This is a genomic window from Lentibacillus songyuanensis, from assembly GCF_039548255.1.
Classification (GTDB): domain Bacteria; phylum Bacillota; class Bacilli; order Bacillales; family Amphibacillaceae; genus Lentibacillus_C; species Lentibacillus_C songyuanensis.
In genome coordinates this window covers 17,949-40,270 of record NZ_JBCLVH010000007.1, presented here as the reverse complement: position 1 = coordinate 40,270, position 22,322 = coordinate 17,949, and the positions used below count along the sequence as shown (strand labels likewise).

Below are 22,322 nucleotides of genomic sequence, written 5' to 3'. Positions count from 1 at the left end.
GGTACCACCCTTGTTGCATACGTATGCCACTTTGGGGTTGTTAACGATGAATACACCGTTTCTCTTTTAGAAAAAGAAAAGCTCCAGATTGTAATTCGTTCAGCAAATATATGCTAGTTCCCACCACCACTAGCTCGCTAAAACAGGGATTTGCCTTCCTACTGCGATCCTTCTACGCCATAATTATATAATAAGTATTTCTTATTTTTATCATACCTGCTAACAAATTGCAAGGCTGTTTTCGTTCATTTTCTGTTCTTAGCTAGTGAACCAATCAATGTTCAACAAACAACTATCAAAAATCTATCATTCTATATTCTCCTTAAAAACCACCTATGCTATAATGTAAAGTGACATTCAGGAGGTATGATTGTGAGTAAATTTAAACAAAAGCTTCGTACATATACAAAAAAATTTATCGCGTTCTGGAAAACCGGGAAGCTCCAGCGGTCATCTCGGGTCACATATGATGTCGTATGGAACATTATCTTGTTTTCCATTATTGTTTGTGTCATTGGAGGGGTCTTTGCATTTGGGGTTGGCGCTGGGTATTTTGCCTCTCTTGTTAAAGATGAGCCAATACGAAGTTATTCCAGCATGGAAACAAGTATTTACAATTATGAAGAAACATCCAAACTTTATTTTGCCGATAACAAATACATTGGCGACATTCGTTCAGACTTACATAGAGATGAAGTAGATTTAAAAAATGTCTCCGATACATTAATCAACGCTGTTATCGCAACAGAGGACGAAAGCTTCCGAAAACATAATGGGGTTGTACCAAAGGCAATTGTTCGCGCTCTTATGCAAGAGGCAACCAACTCCGAAGTAAAAACAGGTGGAAGTACGTTAACACAACAGTTAATTAAGAATCAGATTTTAACAAATGAAGTGTCGTTTGAGCGGAAAGCAAAAGAAATATTACTATCACTAAGACTGGAACGATTTTTCACCAAGGATCAAATTTTGGAGGCCTATTTAAATATTATTCCATATGGACGTGATGCATCCGGACAAACGATTGCTGGCATTCAAACTGCAGCACAAGGCGTGTTTGGTGTGGATGCCAAGGATCTTAATCTGCCACAGTCTGCTTATTTAGCCGGATTGCCGCAGAGTCCATCCTATTACACACCATTTTTAAATAATGGGAATCGAAAAAAGAAGAAAGACTTAAAGCCTGGAATTAAACGCATGAAAGCTGTGCTAAAGCGGATGTATGAGGAGAAATATATTTCCAAAGAGGAATATGACAAAGCAGTCGCTTATGATATTACAGCTGATTTCACGAAAGCAAAGAAATCTTCGCTTGATAAGTATCCGTACCTAACCGTTGAACTTGAAGAACGGGCGAAAAAGATTATTGCGAAAAAATTAGCCAAAAAAGATGGATATAGCGAAAAAGATCTGCAAACAGATGACGAATTAAATGAAGAGTATATGATTCTGGCTGATCGCGATTTACGACAGAAAGGCTATGAAGTGCATTCGACAATCGACAAGAAAACGTATGAAGCATTCCAGAAAATCGCCAAAGAGTATGATGCGTATGGACCTGATAAGCCAGAAACGGTCACCAATGAAAAAGGGGAACAAGTGAAAGTCATGGAACCTGTGCAGGTAGGTGGTGTTTTAACTGAAAACAGCACGGGAAAAATTATCAGTTTTGTCGGCGGCCGTGATTACAGTAAAAGTCAGGTCAACCATATCGACAATTCAGCAAAACGGCCAAATGGAAGTACGATGAAACCATTACTTGTGTATGGCCCGGCAATTGAGAAAGGAATCATCCAGCCGGCGACACCAGTATTAGATTACGAGATTGACGAAGGTAATTATCATCCGCACAACTATGCGGGCGGCTACCATGGGATTGTGTCAGCACGTGAAGCACTGGCTCAATCATATAACATACCTGCTGTGAGAATCTATAAACAAATAATTGGCGATGATCCTGCCACCGAGTATTTGGAAAAAATGGGAATCACTACTCTAACGGAAGGAGATCATTTTAATGAATCCTTGGCACTAGGCCAGCCGAGACACGGAATTGGCATCGAGGAAAATGTCAATGCCTATACCACCTTTGGCAATAATGGAAAATTTGTCGATTCCTATATGATTGATAGCATTACAACCCAAGATGGTGACGTCATTTATCAGCATAAAAAAAGCAAGCCCAAAAAAGTATTTTCACCGCAAACAACGTACCTGACACTCGATCTTATGCGTGATGTTATAAGTAATGGTACAGCGTCATACCTTAACTCGCAATTAAAATATAGCAGTGTTGATTGGGCTGGTAAAACCGGAACATCGCAATACATCCAAGATACATGGTTCGTGGCCACAAATCCGAATGTGACTTTCGGAACCTGGATGGGCTATGATACACCGAAAACGTTGGATTCACCTGATTACAGTAACCGGAATGTCAGGTTATGGGCCCAGCTAATTAATAAAGCATCCGAAATTAATCCGGATATAGTTGCACCGAAAGAGTCATTTAAACGTCCGGACGGTATTGTATCCAGCAACTACTGTGCACCATCCGGAAAGCTGCCATCTGATTTATGCGAAAAAGCTGGACTGGTGAATTCGGATATATTCAACAGCGACGACGTGCCAACAAAGACCGATGATAGTTTGATCGGCAGTGGCAATTTAGTAAAAGTAAATGGCAAGACAGTTGCTGCAGGTTCCAAAACGCCTAAGGAATTTACAACCGGAAGCGGTCTGGCCTTTAATCCCGCATTTTTGAAAGAAAATGGATATGACAAATACAGTGATTTGTCTATCCTGTATCCAAGAACAAATCGGGAGAAATGGGAGAAAATCAGCTCCACGGGCGCAGATGTCAGCAGTGATTCCATTAATGACGATGGAAAAGATCCAGGTGCTCCTGCCTCTGTTTCCGGCTCAGGAAATAAGCTTACCTGGTCAGCACCGGGGGATAATGATATTGTCGGCTATCGGGTTTATCAAGCAGGCAAATCTGGTGACTCCTACTCCTTTGTTGGCAGCACCACATCAACAAGTTACTCGGTCCCTAAGGAAAAAGGAGCCTATATCGTGAAAGCCGTCGATTATTTCGGACGGGAATCATCTGGGTCCAGTGAAGTGAAGTTTGGCGACGTTTCTGACAGTAAAAAAGATAAAAAAGCAGACCACAACAAGAAAGCGAAACATGACAAAAAGGAACAAAAAAAGAAGAAGAAAAAGCACGACAAGGATTGATTTCTTCTTAAAGCCACGACAAAAGAGTTTAAGTATAAGGGAAATCCGAACGATAATTCGTTCGGATTTCCCTTTTTACGCTTAGGAATGTATAAACTTTAATTTGGAAGTATCTTGATGTAGATGAAGGGTTTTTAAGTAATACGTATAGAATACTTTGATGCTGATTATCCATAAACTGCGACATAGATTGAGCTGGCGGTTGAACTGCCGCTGTGGGAAAACACTACGCTTTTTAGCGGGCGGCTAGTGAGCCTCGGGCCAACATAATGTTGGTCTTGAAGGCGTTGCGACAGGACGTCGCGCACTTAGCCTTCCATCCTTGCTTGTGACGCACTCCGGGGTCTCAACTATGCCATTCCTCGTAGCTGCTAAAAAAGTGAAATAGATTCGTTTTGAAAACCTCTGCATCTCGCACGTTTCGGACTTGCTATCGCACGTTTCAGGCCTGCTCTCGCACGTTTTGAATCCGTTCTCGCACGTTTCGGGACTGCTGCAGCACGTCTTAGCCCGTTTTCTTCCAAACAATTATGAAAGGTACTTTTTCAGTGATCTCGCCTTCCTCCCGCAGGAGTCTCCGTGTTTTCCCTTCGCTGGTATAGTGTGTTTCAACGGAATTTTAGCTACACTGAAACGACCGTATCCTTTTATTAACGACTATACCTATCTCGATGAATGAAGGGCGGTGATTTCCACTTAGAACAGCACAAGTCCATAGCCTTACATGCGCATCTGCACTCCTCTTCCAATAGAACGAGTGTCATGTAACAAAATTATCACTATGTCGCATTTTACATTAACTGCGTATGACACCCTCTGAAAAATTGACATTTCAAACATACCTCTTTATAAACGTTCGTCTTTAGTGTGCAAGGTTTCTGTTTTGTCTCACCCTCTTCTCATACATTCTAGTAACACATTTGTCAAAAACTTATTAAAAGTGGTAAATATCATCTCTTTTTGCTAAAAATTCGTGCTATATTCCTGTATACTAGAAGTATAACTTGGAGTAATAACCTAATAGGTGGTGAAATTGTGAACCATACAAAAACCTATAACAAAATCACACGTGATACTGCTTATGGAACCATTACGATTGAAGGGCCGCTTCCATCAACCGAATTAAAGAAATACCAATTTCATGAAGATTTGACTGCGTTTCGCCCGGCTCCAAAGCAATTTAATGTAATACTGGAAATTGCTGATTTTACAGAAGGCAGATTGATTATTGCCAGAACGGAAGATACCATTATTGGCTATGTCACGTACCTGCACCCCGATCCACTGGAACGCTGGTCTGAATTTAACATGGACGATCTGATCGAATTAGGTGCCATCGAGGTTATCCCAAAATACCGTGGTGCAAAAATTGCCTCCGGCCTGCTGCAGGTTTCCATGATGGATGACTATATGGAAAATTATATCGTTATCTCCACGGAATATTATTGGCACTGGGATTTAAACGGTACCAAATTAAGTGTTTGGGGTTACCGTAAAATCATGGAAAAAATGATGGCGGCTGGCGGACTTTCTCCTTCCCCAACAGATGATCCGGAAATTATTTCACATCCGGCCAATTGCTTAATGGTTCGAATTGGTGACCATGTCCCAAAGGAGTCAATTGTCCGATTTGACACCTTACGTTTTTTGCAGCGTCATAACTATCGAAACATGAGGGAGGGATTCTAATGCTTGTTGAAAATATTATGAAGACCGATATGCAAACGTTGCCACCAGAAGCCAGTATCGCCGAAGCACTCGAATTGTTACAGAAATATCATATCCGGCATATCCCGATTGTCGATAGGGAAAACCATGTCATCGGGATTGTATCTGATCGCGATGTCCGGGATGCCAGTCCATCGGTTTTCAGTAAAGGCCCTGGGACCGAACTTCAACATGAGATTCAATCGATTATGAGTCACCCGGTTGTGACGGTCCATCCGCTGGACTTTGTCGAAGAGATTGCCAGCATCTTTTACGAGGAAGAATTTGCTTGTCTTCCAGTAGTACGAAACAATGTACTGATTGGTATTGTAACGGAGAAAGATATGCTGAATACGTTAATCCAGCTAACCGGTACAAACGTTCAAAGTTCCCATATTGAAATCAAGGTTCCTGACAGACCTGGAATTCTACCCGAAGTAACCGCCATATTTGGGAAACGAAAGACAAATATTACATCTGTACTTGTTTACCCATATCGTGATGATCCGACGTATAAAATCCTGGTCTTTCGCATCCAAACGATGAACCCGCTGCCAGTCGTCCAGGACTTGCGTAAAGCTGGTTTTGAGCTGTTATGGCCAAATGATACGGCGGGGCCAACATTATGACTTGCAGATCATCCTTTGTTTTTTCAGATGCCTATTTAAATTATCATTTTCATTCAGATCATCCATTTAATCACCTGCGTGTTGTCCTGGCCAAAGAATTATTGGAGGCAGTAAAAATGCTTACGGCAGAGGATATGATTGCCCCACGATTAGCAACAGATGAAGAACTGGAATTATTTCATGATAAAGCTTACATTCATGCAGTCAAAAAAGCCAGTAACGGTGAATTGAATGATAACGAAGGGCTGGAGTTTGGTCTTGGAACCGAAGATACGCCAATGTTTTCCAATATGCACCAAGCATCCAGCATGCTCGTTGGCGGCTCATTAAATGCAGTTGATGCTGTATTGGAAGGCCCCTCCATCCATGCTCTCAATTTGGGGGGCGGGTTACATCATGGATTCAAGCGTAAAGCATCCGGCTTTTGCGTATATAACGATGCTGCCATTGCCATCAAATATTTGCGAAAGAAATATGATGCCAGAGTATTGTATGTTGATACCGATGCCCATCATGGGGATGGGGTGCAATGGGCATTCTATGAAGATCCTAATGTTTGTACATTCAGTATCCACGAGACAGGACGCTACCTTTTTCCTGGTACGGGTAATGTCAATGAACGTGGCATTAAAGAAGGACACGGCTATTCGTTCAATCTTCCAATCGATGCCTTTACGGAAGATGAATCGTTTTTACAAGTGTACAAATCCGCCTTCAGCGAAATATGCGCATTTTTCAAACCAGATATTATTGTTACACAGAATGGCGCCGATGCCCATACGTATGATCCACTAACACACCTTTGTGCAACGATGAAGATCTATGAGAAAATACCATTGCTGGCACATGAAATGGCGCATCAATACTGTGGAGGCAAATGGATTGCATTGGGCGGTGGTGGCTATGATATGTGGCGTGTCGTACCACGAGCATGGGCTCAAGTTTGGAATGTCATGAAAACAGGTACGACTCAAACGGGAGATATTCCAAATACATGGCTAGCCAAATGGCAGTCTAAGGCACCCGTACAGCTTCCGAAAACATGGTTTGACAATAAAGATATCGTACCAAATATACCGCGAAAAGCAGAAATCACGGAGAAGAATGCCAAGTTTTTGTTGACCGCTTTAAAGTATACCAAGCAACAAACCTAAGAAAAGACAAATAGCGGAAATGACGATACATCATCTCCGCTATTTATCTTCCACACCTGCACTATCTTCTAAAATCACAATTTCCACTCGCCGGTTTTTGCTCCAATTTTTTTCCGAGGTGTTTGGCACAACAGGTCGGGTGTCACCATAGCCCACAGATGAAAAACGTGCTTTATCAAACTGATTTTCACTTATCAGGTAGCGGATAACGCTGCTTGCCCTGGCACTGGATAATTCCCAATTGGACGGATAGCGGTAATTGGAAATTGAACGACTATCGGTATGTCCTTCCACCTTAACCGCATTGGGCAGCTTTTTTAGTAAGGAGCCAATCTTATTTAAAAACGGTTTCCCCGAATCAAGGATGACCGCTTCCCCTGTATCAAATAAAATACTTTCCTGCAATACCAAAACAACCCCGCGTTCCGTGCGATTGGCAGAGATAACGTTCTTCAGATTATTTTTCTCCAGATACTTCTCCACATCCTGTGTTAATGTATCCAGCGAATCCTCGCTGCTTTCATCATCATCCCTGTCATTTCTATTTTTTAATTCCGTCGGATTCTGAAATTCATTGCTATTCTTGCCGCTCTCCTGTACGCTCGTACTTTCGGTCGGATTATCCGCCGGTACCGGAGAAGGATAAAAGTCAAAAATCATGCGATTTCGAAATGATTCAGAAACAGCATCAAATTTAACCTGGTCAATTTGTGACATGGAAAATAACAAAATAAAAAACACAAGGATCAAGGTAACCATATCTGAATAGGTTACCATCCATTTGGGTGCACCATTGTCCCTTTTTTTTCGTATCTGTCTACGCTTCATGGGCACGATCCCCTAGGAACGAGGCTTCTTCATTCAATTCTGAAGGAAGTTCATCACCAGCAAGAAACGCACTAAGTTTTTCTTCCAATATTCGCGGGTTTTGTCCGGATTGGACACCAATAATTCCTTCGATAACAATTTGCTTCATAAATACTTCTTCTTCGGTTTTGCCTTCTAATTTACTTGCCATCGGAATGAAGACGAGATTAGCAAGTACCGTACCATATAATGTTGTCAATAATGCAACCGCCATCGATGGCCCTAATGATGATGGATCTTCCAGGCTATTCAACATTAATACAAGCCCCACAAGCGTTCCAATCATCCCCCACGCCGGGGCATATTCTCCTGCCTTTTCAATAATGGCACGGCCCTGATAATGCCGCTCCTCCATTGCGGTAATTTCAGCATTCATAATGTCATGAATAATTTCCGGCTCGATCCCGTCAACAGCAAGCAAAACACCTTTCCGAATAAACGGATTATCAATCTCATCCAATTCATTCTCTAATGCTAAAAGTCCCTCGCGCCGGGCACGCTCCGACAAACGAACAAATAAATCAATAAGTTCTGGAAGTTGATTTTCATTTTTACGAAATGCTTCTTTTAGAACCTTTGATGTTAGTTTCATTCGTTCCATTTTAAAATTTATCATTAATGATGCCACTAATCCGCCAATTACTATCAAAATAGAGGAAAGATCAAGAAACGTAACCGCTCCCTCTCTTCCACCACTTGTCAGAATCGCGAGCATAATGATAATAAAGCCTAACGTAATGCCGAATGGAGTTAATATATCACGTTTCTTCATCGTCTGTCTCCCCATACCTGGAATCAACTGAATCTAATACATGCATCAATATTGCATGTGCAACTGTCATCTCAGTCATTTACTCTTATATCGGCATTATTTTTGATTTGTTGAGTCCCTTTCAATAATTCGATGGGGTAACACGACTTTTTTCTCCGCTACTTCTTCTTTATTCATATATTTCGTCAACAGCCGCATTGCTACGGCACCAATATCATACATTGGCTGGACAATGGTTGATAATGTCGGGCGTACCATTGTTGCGATTCTGGTATTATTAAAACCAAACACCTCAATATCATCCGGAACCCGCAAGCCTTTATCCTGTATCCCGTGGATCACTCCCAATGCCATTTCATCCGAAGCAACAAATATAGCAGTTGGTTTTGTATCAAGTGCCAGCAGCTGTTCAGCGGCCTCCATTCCGGAATCATAGGAATAGTCACTTTCCGCAATATAATCTTCATTTACCGTTGTTCCTGACTCCTCCAACGCTCGTACATAACCATTGTATTTTTGTTTATCAATAACCGTTCCATTAGGCCCCGATACAAACGCAAGCTTGCTGTTTCCCTGGTCCAATAAAAATTTTGTTGCTTCATATGCAGCAGCCTCATAATCAATATTAACTGATGGGATCGTTCCTGTTTCATCAAATGTGCCTGCTAACACAACTGGAACAGAAGAAGATTGAAATTGATTCACATGCTCATCGGTAATATCCCCACCCATAAATACAATACCATCCACCTGCTTTTCCAGCATCGTATTGATCAATTGCAGTTCCTTGTCTTTGTTCTGGTCTGAATTACTTAAGATCATGTTGTATTTATACATCGTGGCAATGTCTTCAATACCTCTGGCTAACTCCGCGAAAAAGATGCTGGATATATCCGGGATGATCGCACCGACTGTCGTTGTCCGCTTACTTGCTAGTCCACGGGCAACTGCATTGGGACGATATCCCAGTCGCTCAATGGTCGCCAATACTTTTTTGCGTGTTACGGGTTTCACATTTGGATTTCCATTGACCACACGTGAAACAGTTGCCATCGACACGTTTGCTTCTCTTGCTACATCGTATATTGTAATGTTCATTTTGTAAAAAACCTCCTGAAATGGAAACGTAAATACGTCCTAAAGTTATATATAACTTACTCTACCACAAAATGAACATTTAAAAAATAAAAAGGCTGATCAATTTATTTTGATCAGCCTTTTTTTATCAGTAAACAGCCAATATCTAGGCGCGAACCGCTGTTGTTGTGAACTTTTCCAATTGATCCAAAAACGAGTCAAAGGTTGGAATATCCATTTGCTGAGCGGAATCAGAAAGTGCTACAGCTGGATCTGGGTGAACCTCTGCCATCACACCATCTGCGCCAATTGCCAATGCCGCTTTAGCTGTTGGCAGCAATAAATCTCTTCGACCGGTTGAATGCGTTACATCAACCATGACCGGCAAATGGGTTTCCTGCTTCAAGATTGGTACGGCAGAAATATCTAACGTGTTTCTTGTTGCTTTTTCATACGTCCGGATCCCACGCTCACAAAGGATAATATTGCCGTTACCCCGAGAAATAATATATTCGGCAGCGTTGATGAATTCAGAGATCGTTGCCGACAATCCACGCTTCAGTAGTATCGGTTTATTGACATCCCCGGCAGCCTTTAACAATTCGAAGTTCTGCATATTACGAGCTCCGATTTGAATAACATCAAGATAATCAACAGCTTTCTCGATATGAGCCGGGTTAACAATTTCGCTGATAACAGCCAGGTCATACTCATCAGCTACCCGTTTTAGAATTTTTAGTCCTTCAAGTCCAAGGCCTTGAAAATCATATGGCGATGTTCGTGGTTTAAATGCTCCACCTCTCAGTAATTTAACGCCTCTGCGCTTGACAGCCGCCGCTACCTCACTCGTCTGTTCATAACTCTCAACAGCACACGGTCCAAAGACAAAATGCGTCTGTCCATCGCCAACCTTTTCTCCTTTAATATCAATCACAGTATCATCTGGCTTCTTTTTGCGGGAGACTAGCAATGCTTTGCTGTGGTCATCTTCTTGCAGTTCGAGACTGGCCTTGAAGATTTCCTTGAAAATATGTTCCACAGTAGAATTTTCAAATGGGCCATCGTTCTGATCGACCAGTTTGTTCAACATCTCTCGTTCGCGTACCGGATCAAAACGCTGCATACCCTGCTTTTCTTTTATTTCACTAATTTGCTGAACAACTTCAGCACGCTCATTGATAAGCTTAAGTAATTCCAGGTTGACGCTATCCATCTTTTCTCGTAGCTGTTCCATGTTGCTCATCCTTAATCTCCTCCTGTAAATATATTTGCAATAAAATATGGTAGTACAAATTTTAATAATTAGTGACCATTATAGCTAATAATTTTCCCTTTGTCAGCAAAAAGTTTATAATTGTTACTATATTCTTGCTGGAAAGGAACATTTTCATGGGGGAACAAATTTTTGCACTGGATATTGGAACCAGATCGGTAACAGGAATGATAGTAGATCAGCGGGATGATCAATTTTCCATCGTCGATTATCATACGCTGGAACACAAAGAACGATCCATGCGAGATGGTCAAATACATAATGTAATTGCAGTAGCCAATGTTATCCAGGAGGTCAAATCTCATTTAGAGCAGACGCATGGTACATTAGCGAGTGTCTCTGTTGCCGCAGCCGGTCGGGCGTTGAAGACAGTCCAGGCTACTGCAGAACGGGACATATATCAACAATCAATAACAAATGCACATACGATTAAACACTTGGAATTAAGTGCGGTTCATCAAGCACAACTAAAATTAGCAAACGCTGAAACGAATGATGAGCAGAATCACTATTATTGTGTGGGTTATTCTACTTTATATTATAAGCTTGATGGGGACATAATCGGCTCGCTAATTGATCAGCGGGGCAAGCGGGCATCTGTTGAAATTATTGCCACCTTCCTCCCTAAAGTGGTTGTTGAGTCGCTTATGGCTGCCTTACAGCGGGCTGAATTAAAGATGGAGGCATTGACTCTTGAACCAATTGCTGCAATTCATGTACTGATTCCGGAATCGATGCGTCGCCTTAATGTAGCCCTGGTTGATATTGGTGCTGGTACAAGCGACATCGCCATCACAAATAAGGGAACAGTCACCGCCTATGGGATGGTACCTATAGCTGGTGATGAGATAACCGAAGCGATCAGTGATCATTATTTGCTGGATTTTCCACAAGCCGAAGCAATAAAGCGGGAAATCGTTACTAATGGGCAAGCAGTGGCTGAGGATATATTAGGCTTTGAAACAACCATTAGTTATGATACGTTAATCCAGGAAATAACGCCAAAAGTGGAATATCTGGCAACAATGATTACAAATGAAATTATTCAGCTAAACACGAAAGCACCAAAAGCGGTGATGCTTGTAGGAGGTGGCAGCCTAACCCCTGGTATTACACAAGCCTTAGCCAGTAAGCTACAGTTGCCAGCTAATCGTGTTGCTGTTCGGGGTATTGATGCAATCCAGCCTGTCATCCAAACAAACCATGTACCGACAGGACCAAATTTCATTACCCCAATTGGAATTGCCATCACCGCTAAACAGGACCCTGTGCATTATATTAGTGTTGAGGTAAATAATCAAACCGTCCGCTTATTTGAAATGAAGCAGTTAACAATAGGTGATTGTTTGATACAAGCAGGAGTCGACATCAACAAATGGTATGGCAAGCCCGGCCTTGCCTTTATGGTAACTGTTAATGGGCGAACCATCACATTAACTGGTGAATATGGGAAACCACCGGAAATCAACTGCAACAACCAATTAGCAAACGTTGATACGCTTGTAAAACATGGGGATCTCATCACCATCACCAAGGGACAGGATGGACTGGATGCCCAGATAACATTAGAAGATATTGTAGGAGACATAAATCCATGTTCGATCTATTTTAATGGCCAGGAGTATGAGATCACAACTACTTTTTATGTGAACGGTATTAAGAAAGACAAACGTTACTTGTTAATGGATCACGATGTCGTGGAATGGAGGCGAATCCGAACCGTTCAGGACTTTATGGAAACACTTCCTCCAGCACAACAGCAGGTGCTAACGCCATTTCATGTATACATAAATAATGAAAAAATAACGGTCCAATCGGATGAGCGTCCATTGTTGTACGTAAACAATGAACAGGTCATCACCAATCAACCGTTAAAGGATGGGGATAAGCTGGAGATTAAAAATGAACGCGTGACAATTGGTTCTATACTTAAACACCATCACATACCACTGCAGGAAGTGATTACGGTATCCTTTAATAACCAAACGGTCACCCTCCAACAGCCATGTAACCAGATTTACCGTAACCAAACGTTATTATCAGAAGATACGGTAGTTACGTCCGGGGATAGACTAGAAATTAAAAAACAGACCCCTGCTCCATTCATTTTTCAGGATGTATTCCGCTATGTTGATATTGATTTGACCAATAAAACAGGCAAATTCAAGCTGCATCAAAATAGCCAGCCTGCTGCATTTAATGATCCACTCCAGGATGGAGATGTTCTGGAATTAACTTGGGATCCCATGTGATTATCCTTGATCCTCTCTTGATTGTTGGTTAGCGACTACTGCACTTTTCATATCAAATTAGAGGGCAACCAGCTCCTGGTTGCCCTCTTGTTTTAAAAAAATTAATTATTTCTTTTCTCCAATTCATCAGCAGCTTGTTCGATTGCTTCGGCGACTTCTGCCGCTGCTTGGAGTGCTTCATCTTCTTTACTTTGTTTGTCCTGCAGCTTATGCTTTACTGTTTTCGTTAAATCGGAAGCAGAATTTACTGCTTTATTCTTTACCTCCATACCCTTATCATAGGCCAGGTCTTTCCAGTCACTTGCCCGGTACTTCCATTGCCAAGCGCCCTGATTAATGTCATCTCTCAATTGTTTACCAGACTTTGGCGCATATAACAATGCTGTTGACGCTCCAACAATACCACCGATTAGCGCGCCGATAATAAAATTTTTACTGTTTATTGTATCTTCTTCTGGTTTGTTCCCCATGTGATCACTCTCCTCAAAATCATTATTTACTTCTATTTTTCTTCCATAGGTCCATCATTGCTGATCCCCACTTAACTGCTTGAGAAGCCTTGTCCTGATTTTGTGAAGCAGATGCACTAATCTTTGTTGAAATTTGCCGTAATGATTGGTTGAAATCCTGTACAGTTTCGCCAATCCCTTTTACCCCATCGAACAGGCCATTCATTTTGGAGGATTTTTGATTTACGTCCTCTGCCAGCTTATTCGTTCTATTTAATAATTCTTCCGTTTCCTTCGTAATTCCCCGCATTTGTTTCTCCAGGTTTTCCATTGTATCAGCCACATTGTTTAATGTACGGCGGGCAGCCAATAATGTTACCGCCAAATACGCTACAAGCACGGCAAAGGCCACAGCAGCAACGAATGCAGCAATTGCTAATAAGTATCCCATGTAGTTCACTCCTTATAAATATATGTAGTTTATTATAAACAGTAATGTTGATTATTAGTCGTTTATAGAAAACGAGGATACCAACAATTACTAACTTACCTACTAACAACAATACCCGTAAACAGTAAAATTAAACGAACTATCTCTACTATACAGGTTTGTCCCAAAAAATTCGATAAAAACGAAACAGTTTATAATGAGCATGTTTTCAACCAAGCAACTATCGCCTTTTTATGCGCATCGGCAATAGTTGCATCGTTACATATGCACTTCGATGAGTTATACATAAACAATTTCTTGTATTTACGCATTTTTCAATTGGTTATCAACCATTCCCAAGTTTCCTTCATACGACTTCTGGAATTTCTGGATGTCCCCAGCTCCCATAAAAATCAACACACTGTCCGGATAGTTAAATAAATTTTCCGTATGCGCAAGCTCTAAGACAGAACTGCCATCAATCAACTTTTGCAGATCCTTGATCGTAAGCTGCCCACTCTCTTCTCGGGCTGATCCGAATATATCACATAAGAACACGTCATCCGCTAAACCTAAACTATCCGCAAATTCCTGTAAAAATGTTTTTGTTCGAGTAAATGTATGTGGCTGAAAAATCGCAACAATCCTTTTGCTTGGGTACTTTTTCCGAGCAGAATCAATCGTTGCTGTTATTTCTTTTGGATGGTGTGCATAATCATCAATTAAAATTTGGCTGCCGAATTTTTTCTCGGTGAATCGACGCTTTACTCCTTGGAATGTACGTATCTTTTTGATGTCGTCTGCTTTTATTCCCTCATAATGACAAATAGCAATAACAGACAGGGCATTCAATACATTATGATCTCCATAAAATGGGATGGTAAATGTATCATAAAAGGTATTACGAACAAATACGTCAAATTCGGTTCCATTCTCCGTTTCATGTACATTTTGTGCCTGAAAATCATTTGTATCGGCAAAACCATAATAAACCACCGGCACTTTCGCCTGAATCTGTTGGAGCATTTCATCATCTCCGCAGGCAATAATTCCCTTCTTTACTCGATCAGCCATTGCTTGGAATGCATCGAAAACATCATCAATGCTTGTAAAGTAATCGGGGTGATCAAAATCGATATTTGTCATAATGGCGTAATTCGGTTGATACTGCAAAAAGTGGCGACGATATTCACATGCTTCAAATACAAAATATTTACTTTCCACATGCCCCTTCCCGGTGCCATCGCCAATCAAATAGGAAATGGGGTAGGTCTCATTCAACACATGGGCAAGTAGCCCTGTTGTTGAGGTTTTTCCATGGGCGCCAGTAACAGCAATACTTGTATATTGTTTGAGCCATTCACCCAAAAACTCATGATAGCGATAGAAGGTATTTCCCTTTTGCTTTGCTGCTTTAATTTCAATATGGTCGTCAGAAAATGCATTTCCTGCGATAATCGTATAATCGTCTTTAATATTATCTTCTGAGAAAGGTAGGATCGGGATATTCTTCTCTTCCAGTCCCTCTTGTGTAAAAAAGCGTTTTTCTACATCAGAACCTTGAACCTTTTCTCCAGAATCATAAAGTATATGTGCCAGGGCGCTCATTCCTGTCCCTTTAATACCAATAAAATGGTAAGTTGTCATAAACAAGTACCTCCAACTATATGTGTAAAAAGGATAAGCTAATCCGTATTTTGGTTAGCTATTAAATTATTATAGCAAAACTTAATTGATAGTAAAACAAATTATATTTTCTTTACCGTTATCATACACTATACCCATTATTTTTTGTCTTTTGCTTACATACATTATATACATTTTCCACTAACGATGTTCATCCTGCACTTATTCAGGCCCAAACACAGCTGTGATAAGCATGAGATGGCATGCTTATCACAGTATCTTCCACCAGTATCAAGAAGGAACTACTCCATGGAAAGCTGTGAATTGGAAATTAATACTTCCCGCGGTTTGCTCCCGTTTTGCTGGGCAATAATTCCTTTGAACTCCATGGTATCCATTAACCGTGCGGCACGATTGTAGCCAATCTTAAAATGACGTTGTAACAACGATGTACTCGCACTATTTTGCTGGACAACGAATGCAATAGCTTGTTCCAGAAGATCATCTTCATCATCTTCATCCACTGTGACCTGCTTTAGTAAATCATCCTGTTCAAACAAATATTCAGCAGGTGCAATTGAGCGGGCATATTTCGTTACCCGTTCAATCTCCTCATCAGAAACAAAAGGACCTTGCAGCCGGACACTCTTTCCAGCGCCATTTTCCACAAACAGCATATCTCCTTTTCCTAATAACTTCTCCGCACCACTTGTATCAATTATGGTCCGGGAATCCACCTGCGAAGAAACACTAAATGCGATTCTGGTCGGGATATTTGCTTTGATTAATCCGGTGATGACATCAACGGACGGCCGCTGGGTAGCTAATAATAAATGAATTCCACAAGCCCTTGCTTTTTGGGCAATACGACATATCGCGTCCTCAACATCCTGTGGAGAGACCATCATCAAATCAGCCAACTCATCGATGACAATTACCAAAAATGGCATTTTTTCCTGTGGCCGATTTTGTCTGCTCACTTTTTGATTATAGCGTTCAATGTCCCGCACGCCTTCCTGAACGAATTTTTCATAACGTTCTTCCATCTCATTAACTGCCCATTTTAATGACTGAGTCGCCGCCTTTACATCCGTAATGACTGGTGCTACCAGGTGTGGAATATTATTAAATGGAGCAAGCTCAACCATTTTCGGATCAATCAGCAGAAATTTTACGTCTTTATGATTTGCCTTATAGATAAGACTGATCAAAATCGTGTTAATGCACACACTTTTGCCAGACCCCGTTGCTCCGGCAATTAACCCATGGGGCATTTTTTTAATGTTCGTTATTAACGGCGATCCTTCAATTGTCAGCCCCAAAGCAATGGATAGCGGTGATGAACTGTTTTTAAATTCCTTTGTTGAAAAAATTTCCTGCAAGCCAACCATTTGCGGCTTTGGATTAGGTATTTCAATGCCTACCGTGTTTTTTCCCGGGATAGGCGCTTCAATGCGAATATCCTTCGCTGCCATATTTAACTTGAGATCATCACTCAAATTTTTAATCTTGCTGACTTTGACACCCATTTCCGGATGAACTTCAAACCTTGTCACAGATGGGCCCTGTGTTGCATTAACAACCTTTGCTTTTACATGAAAGTGTTTTAGTGTCTGCTCCAGCAATTCCTGTTGATTGTAAACCCAAAGCTGGTCTTGACTGTCCTTTGGTTCGGGATCGTTAAGTAAATAATCCGGAATGGATGCTTTTTGGATCGGTACAATGGGATGAACCGTTCCTTGCCGCTGTTTTCGTTCGTTGTACTTTTGCTTATCATTTGCGCTCATCATCACATTAAACGGAAGGCTTTGGTTTGCTTCTTTGTCTGTTGTCCTTCTTGCGCGTTTACGCTCCTGGTGATAATTCTGGCCGTTTGGTGAACTAATCGGATTTTGTTTTGCTGTATTTTGCTGCTCCCTTGGTTGTTCTTGCTTTGGTGATTTATCGATATCGTTTAGAAATTCCTTGTTTTCTTGATCATCCGTTTTTAGAAAGGAATTACTTTCAGGAGCTGTCTTTATCGTTCGTTCTGCTGCTAGCGGCTGATCAAATAGCACCTTTTCTTCTTGCGCCGGCGGATCCTGCTGTGGCCCCGCCTCATAAGAATCTCTCTCAGAAGCTGTCGCAACTATTGATTCATTTGCCTCAGTTAATGGTTCAATCGTTACAGCCTCTTCGTACACTGGAATCCGCTGATGATCGCATTCATTTGTATCCACCACAGCCATTTCTTCAGTCGCTTGGGCTTCTTCCGGGACAGACTCCTGCATTCTTTCTTCCGGTTGCTCATCGGTTTGCTGTTTACGAACAAACGCCGGAATCTCAGCCATTGCTTGTTCCTGCTTTCTGTTGTGGAAGCCATAAATTGGCGACGGCACCTCTGATGGACGAAAGGGCTTTTTATTTACCGGCTTTTGCTTCTCGGGATTTGGCTTACTTACCGATTCATGTTGTATTGGTTTCACAGGCTTTTCATTTTCTTTATGACGTCGTTCAAATGCTGGACGATTATTGTTTCTATTCTGCCGCTCAAATGCCGGTCGTTTTCTATCTTTATATTGACGTTCAAATGCTGGCTTTTCCATGTCTTGGTTTTTTTGGGGATCATCAGGAATCACTGGAAAACGAAAAGAATTTCGATTTGGATATTTATACGCAACTTTCGTATGTACATTTGGATCATGCAGGCTATTGATATCCCGCGGCTTCCTTTCTACTTCTTCCTCTTCGATTACCTCAGTAAAAAACAAGTTTGCGATCTTTTTCTTCCACTGTTCCCACATTTTGGTTTCACTCATTTCTATACATAAAAATCTCTTATTCTATTTTAGCAGTTTTTCGGCCAGTTTGTTAGCGTAATCAGTGATTTTCTCCCTTGGAAATAATTAAAGAGCAACCTTGGTCCCAAAAGACATCAGTTGCTCTTGCCCTTGCATGCTCGCGGCAGATTTGGCAGGACTGTCCGATTTGACAGAAATACTTCCCAATTTGATGAAAATACTAGCCGAAATTACAAAATACTGTCCAAAAAACCCTGAGCCTTCTCATCAAAAGTCAAACGTTTCCCCGACTTTGTAGCTGTCATCCAATACATAAATGCCTTTTTCTTTTGGTGCATTTGGCAAACCTAATTCTTTTTGCGAACATATCATACCATTCGACGGGACCCCACGTAATTGTGAGGGTTTAATTTGAAGTCCGCTTGGCATGGTTGCACCAACTTTAGCAACGACCACTTTTTGGCCTGCATCCACATTAGGGGCACCACATACAATTTGCAATGTTTCATCCCCTGTATCAACTTGGCAAACACTTAACTTATCAGCATTTTCATGGGCTTTCTTTTCTTTCACATAGCCGACAACAAATTTCGGACGTAAATCAAAATCCAGCGAATCGTGCAGTCCATTTTTTTCAAAAAATACTTTGAGCGTATCAAGCATATCAGGAGTTAACGTTATTTTTCCTGTATTCGATAATTCAAAATGAGTGGATGCCTGGAAAATGTTATATCCTAATAATTTGCCATCGTTACTCATAATCTTTGTAATGTCACTATATTTTTCATGTGTTATATCGTAGCGATCCCCTTCAGTTACTGGAATCAGTAATACATCACCAATACCTGTTGGGTTGTAAAATACGTCCACTATTTATTCATCCTTTCTACTTCTCCGGTCTGTTTTTTGCTAAGATAAATATCGGCTCCAGCTTCTTATTTTCGTAAATGAATGATAATGACGTAATGGGAATTCTACCTTCAGCGAAAAATTTCATTGTCATCTGTGCTAGTATATCATAGCCAGTTTTGTTTTGAATATCTGCTGCAATCAACACGTCTTGATGTGGCACAGCAATCGCCAATTCCCCTTTACTATTGGCTTTCAATTCCTCCAAAAAAGCCTCATTCAAGATTCTACTTGCATCATAGCCATCTTGTTTGGACATAAAATAAAAATCGTTATCGGCAACCGTATCCTTCTTGGTTTCGGTTGACAAGGAGCGAACATTAAATGTAGCAATTTCGTCAATCCGCTCGTTTGTCCAGCCTTCTTTTGTCAGCATCGGTTCATCAATCAACCGGTACGACTTCCCAAGATCCAACGCATAAAAAATTCTTGTTTCAGCTGTGTGCTCTTTCGTAACAAGTGTTGTCCCTGCTTTTGTCTCGGTTGGAAATGACGTTGCCCGAATAACCGGAAAAATAGCCTTCTCCATCCCGGTTAACTCGTAGTCTTGATGCATGATTCGTAATGATTCCGTTATATGGCCAACAAGGTCGTCAACAGCCACACTCCCGCGTTCATTGTACTTCCCAACCACATTTGGCAGGGTAATGGTAACTCCTTGCTTCGTATCCTTCCATTCAATACGAAATGTATCCTTGTCCCGATTATAGGATATGCGATAGTCGGGGCCAGCAAGTCGTTCTTCCAGCCACTTTTTCATTTTAATACTTGTCATCTTCACAGGCTAAACCCTCCCTGAATGTACTTTGTAATCCAGTTGTACGTTACTTTGGCAAACCATCTAAAAAAGCCACAATTTCCTCTTTTGTTTTCCGATCCTTGCTGACAAATCGCCCAACTTCCTCGCCGTTTCGAAATGCGAGAAAACTAGGTATACCAAATACATCATAATCTTGGCACAGCTCAATAAACTGGTCACGATCAATCATGATAAATGTATAGTCCGGGTAAGCCTGTTCGATTTCAGGAAGTACTGGCTCAATGATCCGGCAATCTGGACACCAGTCTGCACTAAACAGGGCAATAACCGGTCCGTTGTTGATATATGTTGTTAATTGTTCTATCGTTTCAAGTGTTTTCATTTTCATCATCCTCCAGTGTAATCGTATAGTTGTTTTCAATCATTGGCAACCGAAATGTTTTTTAAAATCCATGCTTATGACAGATCAATTGCATAATGCTAAAATGTCTTTACAATAGAGATAGTAGGATCAATATTGGAGGGATTAGCATGGAACTAACCGTTTATCTTGCAGGCCAGATTCATGACAACTGGCGCGAGGAACTACAACAGAAAGCAAAGGAAAAGAAGCTGCCATTAACATTCGTCGCACCACAAACCAACCATGACCGTTCAGATAACATTGGCGAGGATGTATTGGGCGAACAGCCATCAAAGGTGTACAAAGATGATGCCGCATCCAGCATCAACAATTTGCGTACAGAAGTACTTATGCAAAAATCAGATGTGGTGATCGCGCTGTTCGGTGAAAAATACAAGCAATGGAATACGGCGATGGATTTAAGCACCGCCATTACAATGAACAAGCCAACGATTCTGGTGCGGCCCAAATCATTAATTCATCCATTAAAAGAATTATCTAATAAAGCAAATGTCACTGTGGAAACGGTTGATCAGGCGCTTGATGTGCTTTCCTATATTTTTGAATAAGAATAACGCAGCGGGGATTCCGCTGCTTTACTTTCGATGATAGAACTCCCACTGGCCCCGTAACAATTTGACAAGATGACTAAACATTTCTTGTCTAGTTACGATTTCATTTGTGAAAATACCAATGGCCCCCTCTTTTTTTCGGACCTCTTGCTTTTTGGCATATTGATCCATCACATCGCCTAACTCGTGTCCTTTACATAATTCACTATGTACCGCTTCCGGCAATGGAATTCGTGCTCCACTTGCTGTAAACGTATTTTTGTCTCGATCGACCATTGCTCCCCAATTACATAAATAAAGCTGATCCTCCACGTACATGACGCCGCCTTCCAGACCAATTCCAATTGATTCCGGATTTCTCCGTACACATTCCAATGCTCTGTTAATCGCACCCTCTCTGGTTTCTTCATCAGAAAATGGCTGCGCAGACACACTGGAAGATGCGTTCATCGCCTGTACTGTATGCGTTGCAAATACTTCTTGAACCGCCTTTATTTTCGTTGGATTGTTCGAGCCAATCGTAATCTTCATCTGGATACCTCACAATCAAAAAGCTAGCTGCCACCAGAAGTAGCAGCTTTTTTCCATTTTAATGCACAATAGATAGTATAGCAAGCCCCGAGTGGATAACGGACGAAGCCCCTTAAAACTGGCTACTTTCCATGTATGTGATCAACTGTATTTTGATCTGTTGTTTTAACCAGCTTTATCAAGAGTTCTTTCGCTGCCTGATAATCATCCACATGAACGATGGACGCTGAAGTATGGATATAACGAGAACAAATACCAATTACTGCTGATGGAACCCCATTATTTGCCAGATGGACCCTTCCCGCATCCGTGCCACCCTGCGATACAAAATATTGATACGGAATCTGATTTGTTTCGGCTGTGTCTAATACAAATTCGCGCATCTGGGTATGGGTGATCATAGACCGGTCAAAAATGCGCAGTAATGCTCCTTTACCTAACTGGCCAAATTCATTCTTGTCACCAGACATATCATTCGCTGGTGATGCATCCAATGCGTAAAAAATATCAGGCTGAATCATATTAGCAGCTACTTGAGCACCTCTTAGTCCAACCTCTTCCTGAACCGTAGCCCCGGCAAACAATTGATTTGGTGTTGTTTCCTGGTGCAGTTCCTTTAAAAGCTCAATCGCAAGCCCACAGCCATACCGATTATCCCATGCCTTAGCCATAATTTTTTTGGGATTAGCCATTGGGGTAAACGGACAGATGGGTAGCACAGCCTGCCCAGGTTTAATCCCGATTTGCAGTGCATCATCCCGATCGTCTGCACCAATATCAATAAGCATGTTCTTTGGTTCCATTGGTTTTTTACGCTGCTCAGGTGTAAGATTATGCGGTGGAATAGAACCAATCACACCAACGACCGGGCCGTTATCGGTCATAACTTGC

19 protein-coding genes and 1 other annotated feature (1 of these 20 only partly in view) are annotated in these 22,322 nt (G+C 41.4%); of the genes, 6 read left to right on the top strand and 13 right to left on the bottom strand.

Going from position 1 to position 22,322, the window contains the following annotated elements; genetic code table 11:
- Positions 1-184, bottom strand: a binding site (T-box leader); it reaches 23 nt to the left of the window's first position.
- Between the two features lie 188 nt (positions 185-372).
- From WMZ97_RS08910 to WMZ97_RS08895, 4 genes are all read left to right on the top strand, one after another.
- On the top strand, positions 373-3,240 hold the full coding sequence (locus WMZ97_RS08910) for a transglycosylase domain-containing protein (RefSeq protein ID WP_343271734.1): 2,868 nt from the start codon (positions 373-375) through the stop codon (positions 3,238-3,240).
- A gap of 1,035 nt (positions 3,241-4,275) precedes the next feature.
- Positions 4,276-4,929, top strand: a complete 654-nt coding sequence (locus WMZ97_RS08905; protein WP_343271733.1) for a GNAT family N-acetyltransferase — start codon at positions 4,276-4,278, stop codon at positions 4,927-4,929.
- Positions 4,929-5,576 carry an acetoin utilization AcuB family protein gene (locus WMZ97_RS08900; RefSeq protein WP_343271732.1) on the top strand — a complete coding sequence of 216 codons (648 nt, stop codon included), beginning with the start codon at positions 4,929-4,931 and terminating at the stop codon, positions 5,574-5,576. Before WMZ97_RS08905 ends, WMZ97_RS08900 begins: the two co-directional genes overlap by 1 nt.
- Positions 5,573-6,730: an acetoin utilization protein AcuC gene (locus WMZ97_RS08895; protein ID WP_343271731.1), complete on the top strand. Its 1,158-nt coding sequence runs from the start codon at positions 5,573-5,575 to the stop codon at positions 6,728-6,730. Before WMZ97_RS08900 ends, WMZ97_RS08895 begins: the two co-directional genes overlap by 4 nt.
- Before the next feature lie 39 nt (positions 6,731-6,769).
- On the opposite strand, the gene motS is transcribed toward WMZ97_RS08895, so the two are convergent.
- The 4 genes from motS to WMZ97_RS08875 all read right to left on the bottom strand — a co-directional run bounded on the left by motS (position 6,770) and on the right by WMZ97_RS08875 (position 10,689).
- A complete protein-coding gene (gene motS / locus WMZ97_RS08890; RefSeq protein WP_343271730.1) occupies positions 6,770-7,558 on the bottom strand; it encodes a flagellar motor protein MotS in 789 nt (262 codons plus the stop codon).
- Complete coding sequence (motP, locus tag WMZ97_RS08885) at positions 7,548-8,369, bottom strand: flagellar motor protein MotP (RefSeq protein WP_343271729.1); 822 nt, start codon at positions 8,367-8,369, stop codon at positions 7,548-7,550. Before motP ends, motS begins: the two co-directional genes overlap by 11 nt.
- A 96-nt stretch (positions 8,370-8,465) precedes the next feature.
- Positions 8,466-9,467: a catabolite control protein A gene (gene ccpA / locus WMZ97_RS08880; RefSeq protein ID WP_343271728.1), complete on the bottom strand. Its 1,002-nt coding sequence runs from the start codon at positions 9,465-9,467 to the stop codon at positions 8,466-8,468.
- 145 nt (positions 9,468-9,612) lie between these two features.
- Entirely contained in the window at positions 9,613-10,689 is a 1,077-nt protein-coding gene (locus WMZ97_RS08875) for a bifunctional 3-deoxy-7-phosphoheptulonate synthase/chorismate mutase (RefSeq protein WP_343271727.1), read from the bottom strand.
- Positions 10,690-10,835: 146 nt separating this feature from the next.
- Here WMZ97_RS08875 and WMZ97_RS08870 point away from each other — a divergent pair, with 146 nt between their 5' ends.
- Positions 10,836-12,971, top strand: coding sequence for a cell division protein FtsA (locus WMZ97_RS08870; RefSeq protein ID WP_343271726.1), 2,136 nt, complete (start codon positions 10,836-10,838; stop codon positions 12,969-12,971).
- Between the two features lie 101 nt (positions 12,972-13,072).
- On the opposite strand, the gene WMZ97_RS08865 is transcribed toward WMZ97_RS08870, so the two are convergent.
- From WMZ97_RS08865 to WMZ97_RS08835, 7 genes are all read right to left on the bottom strand, one after another.
- Positions 13,073-13,441, bottom strand: coding sequence for a YtxH domain-containing protein (locus WMZ97_RS08865; RefSeq protein WP_343271725.1), 369 nt, complete (start codon positions 13,439-13,441; stop codon positions 13,073-13,075).
- Between the two features lie 22 nt (positions 13,442-13,463).
- Positions 13,464-13,871 (bottom strand): DUF948 domain-containing protein, encoded by a 408-nt coding sequence (locus WMZ97_RS08860; protein WP_343271724.1) that lies wholly within the window; start codon positions 13,869-13,871, stop codon positions 13,464-13,466.
- Between the two features lie 303 nt (positions 13,872-14,174).
- On the bottom strand, positions 14,175-15,497 hold the full coding sequence (gene murC, locus WMZ97_RS08855) for a UDP-N-acetylmuramate--L-alanine ligase (protein WP_343271723.1): 1,323 nt from the start codon (positions 15,495-15,497) through the stop codon (positions 14,175-14,177).
- A gap of 281 nt (positions 15,498-15,778) precedes the next feature.
- Positions 15,779-18,259 carry a DNA translocase FtsK gene (locus WMZ97_RS08850; protein WP_343271722.1) on the bottom strand — a complete coding sequence of 827 codons (2,481 nt, stop codon included), beginning with the start codon at positions 18,257-18,259 and terminating at the stop codon, positions 15,779-15,781.
- 264 nt (positions 18,260-18,523) lie between these two features.
- The gene (gene ytpR / locus WMZ97_RS08845; RefSeq protein ID WP_343271721.1) at positions 18,524-19,126 is read right to left on the bottom strand and encodes a YtpR family tRNA-binding protein; all 603 of its coding nucleotides are present in this window, start codon (positions 19,124-19,126) and stop codon (positions 18,524-18,526) included.
- Positions 19,127-19,142: 16 nt separating this feature from the next.
- The gene (locus WMZ97_RS08840) at positions 19,143-19,946 is read right to left on the bottom strand and encodes a DUF1444 domain-containing protein (protein ID WP_343271720.1); all 804 of its coding nucleotides are present in this window, start codon (positions 19,944-19,946) and stop codon (positions 19,143-19,145) included.
- Positions 19,947-19,989: 43 nt separating this feature from the next.
- Positions 19,990-20,307, bottom strand: coding sequence for a thioredoxin family protein (locus WMZ97_RS08835; RefSeq protein ID WP_343271719.1), 318 nt, complete (start codon positions 20,305-20,307; stop codon positions 19,990-19,992).
- A 149-nt stretch (positions 20,308-20,456) separates the two neighbouring features.
- On the opposite strand from WMZ97_RS08835, the gene WMZ97_RS08830 reads away from it, so the two are divergent.
- A complete protein-coding gene (locus tag WMZ97_RS08830) occupies positions 20,457-20,897 on the top strand; it encodes a YtoQ family protein (RefSeq protein ID WP_343271718.1) in 441 nt (146 codons plus the stop codon).
- Between the two features lie 27 nt (positions 20,898-20,924).
- Here the strand turns inward: WMZ97_RS08830 and WMZ97_RS08825 are convergent, their stop codons facing one another.
- Positions 20,925-21,431, bottom strand: coding sequence for a DUF84 family protein (locus tag WMZ97_RS08825; RefSeq protein WP_343271717.1), 507 nt, complete (start codon positions 21,429-21,431; stop codon positions 20,925-20,927).
- Positions 21,432-21,553: 122 nt separating this feature from the next.
- Positions 21,554-22,322, bottom strand: a 769-nt coding sequence (locus tag WMZ97_RS08820) for a M42 family metallopeptidase (RefSeq protein ID WP_343271716.1), incomplete at its 5' end; no start/stop codon positions are given.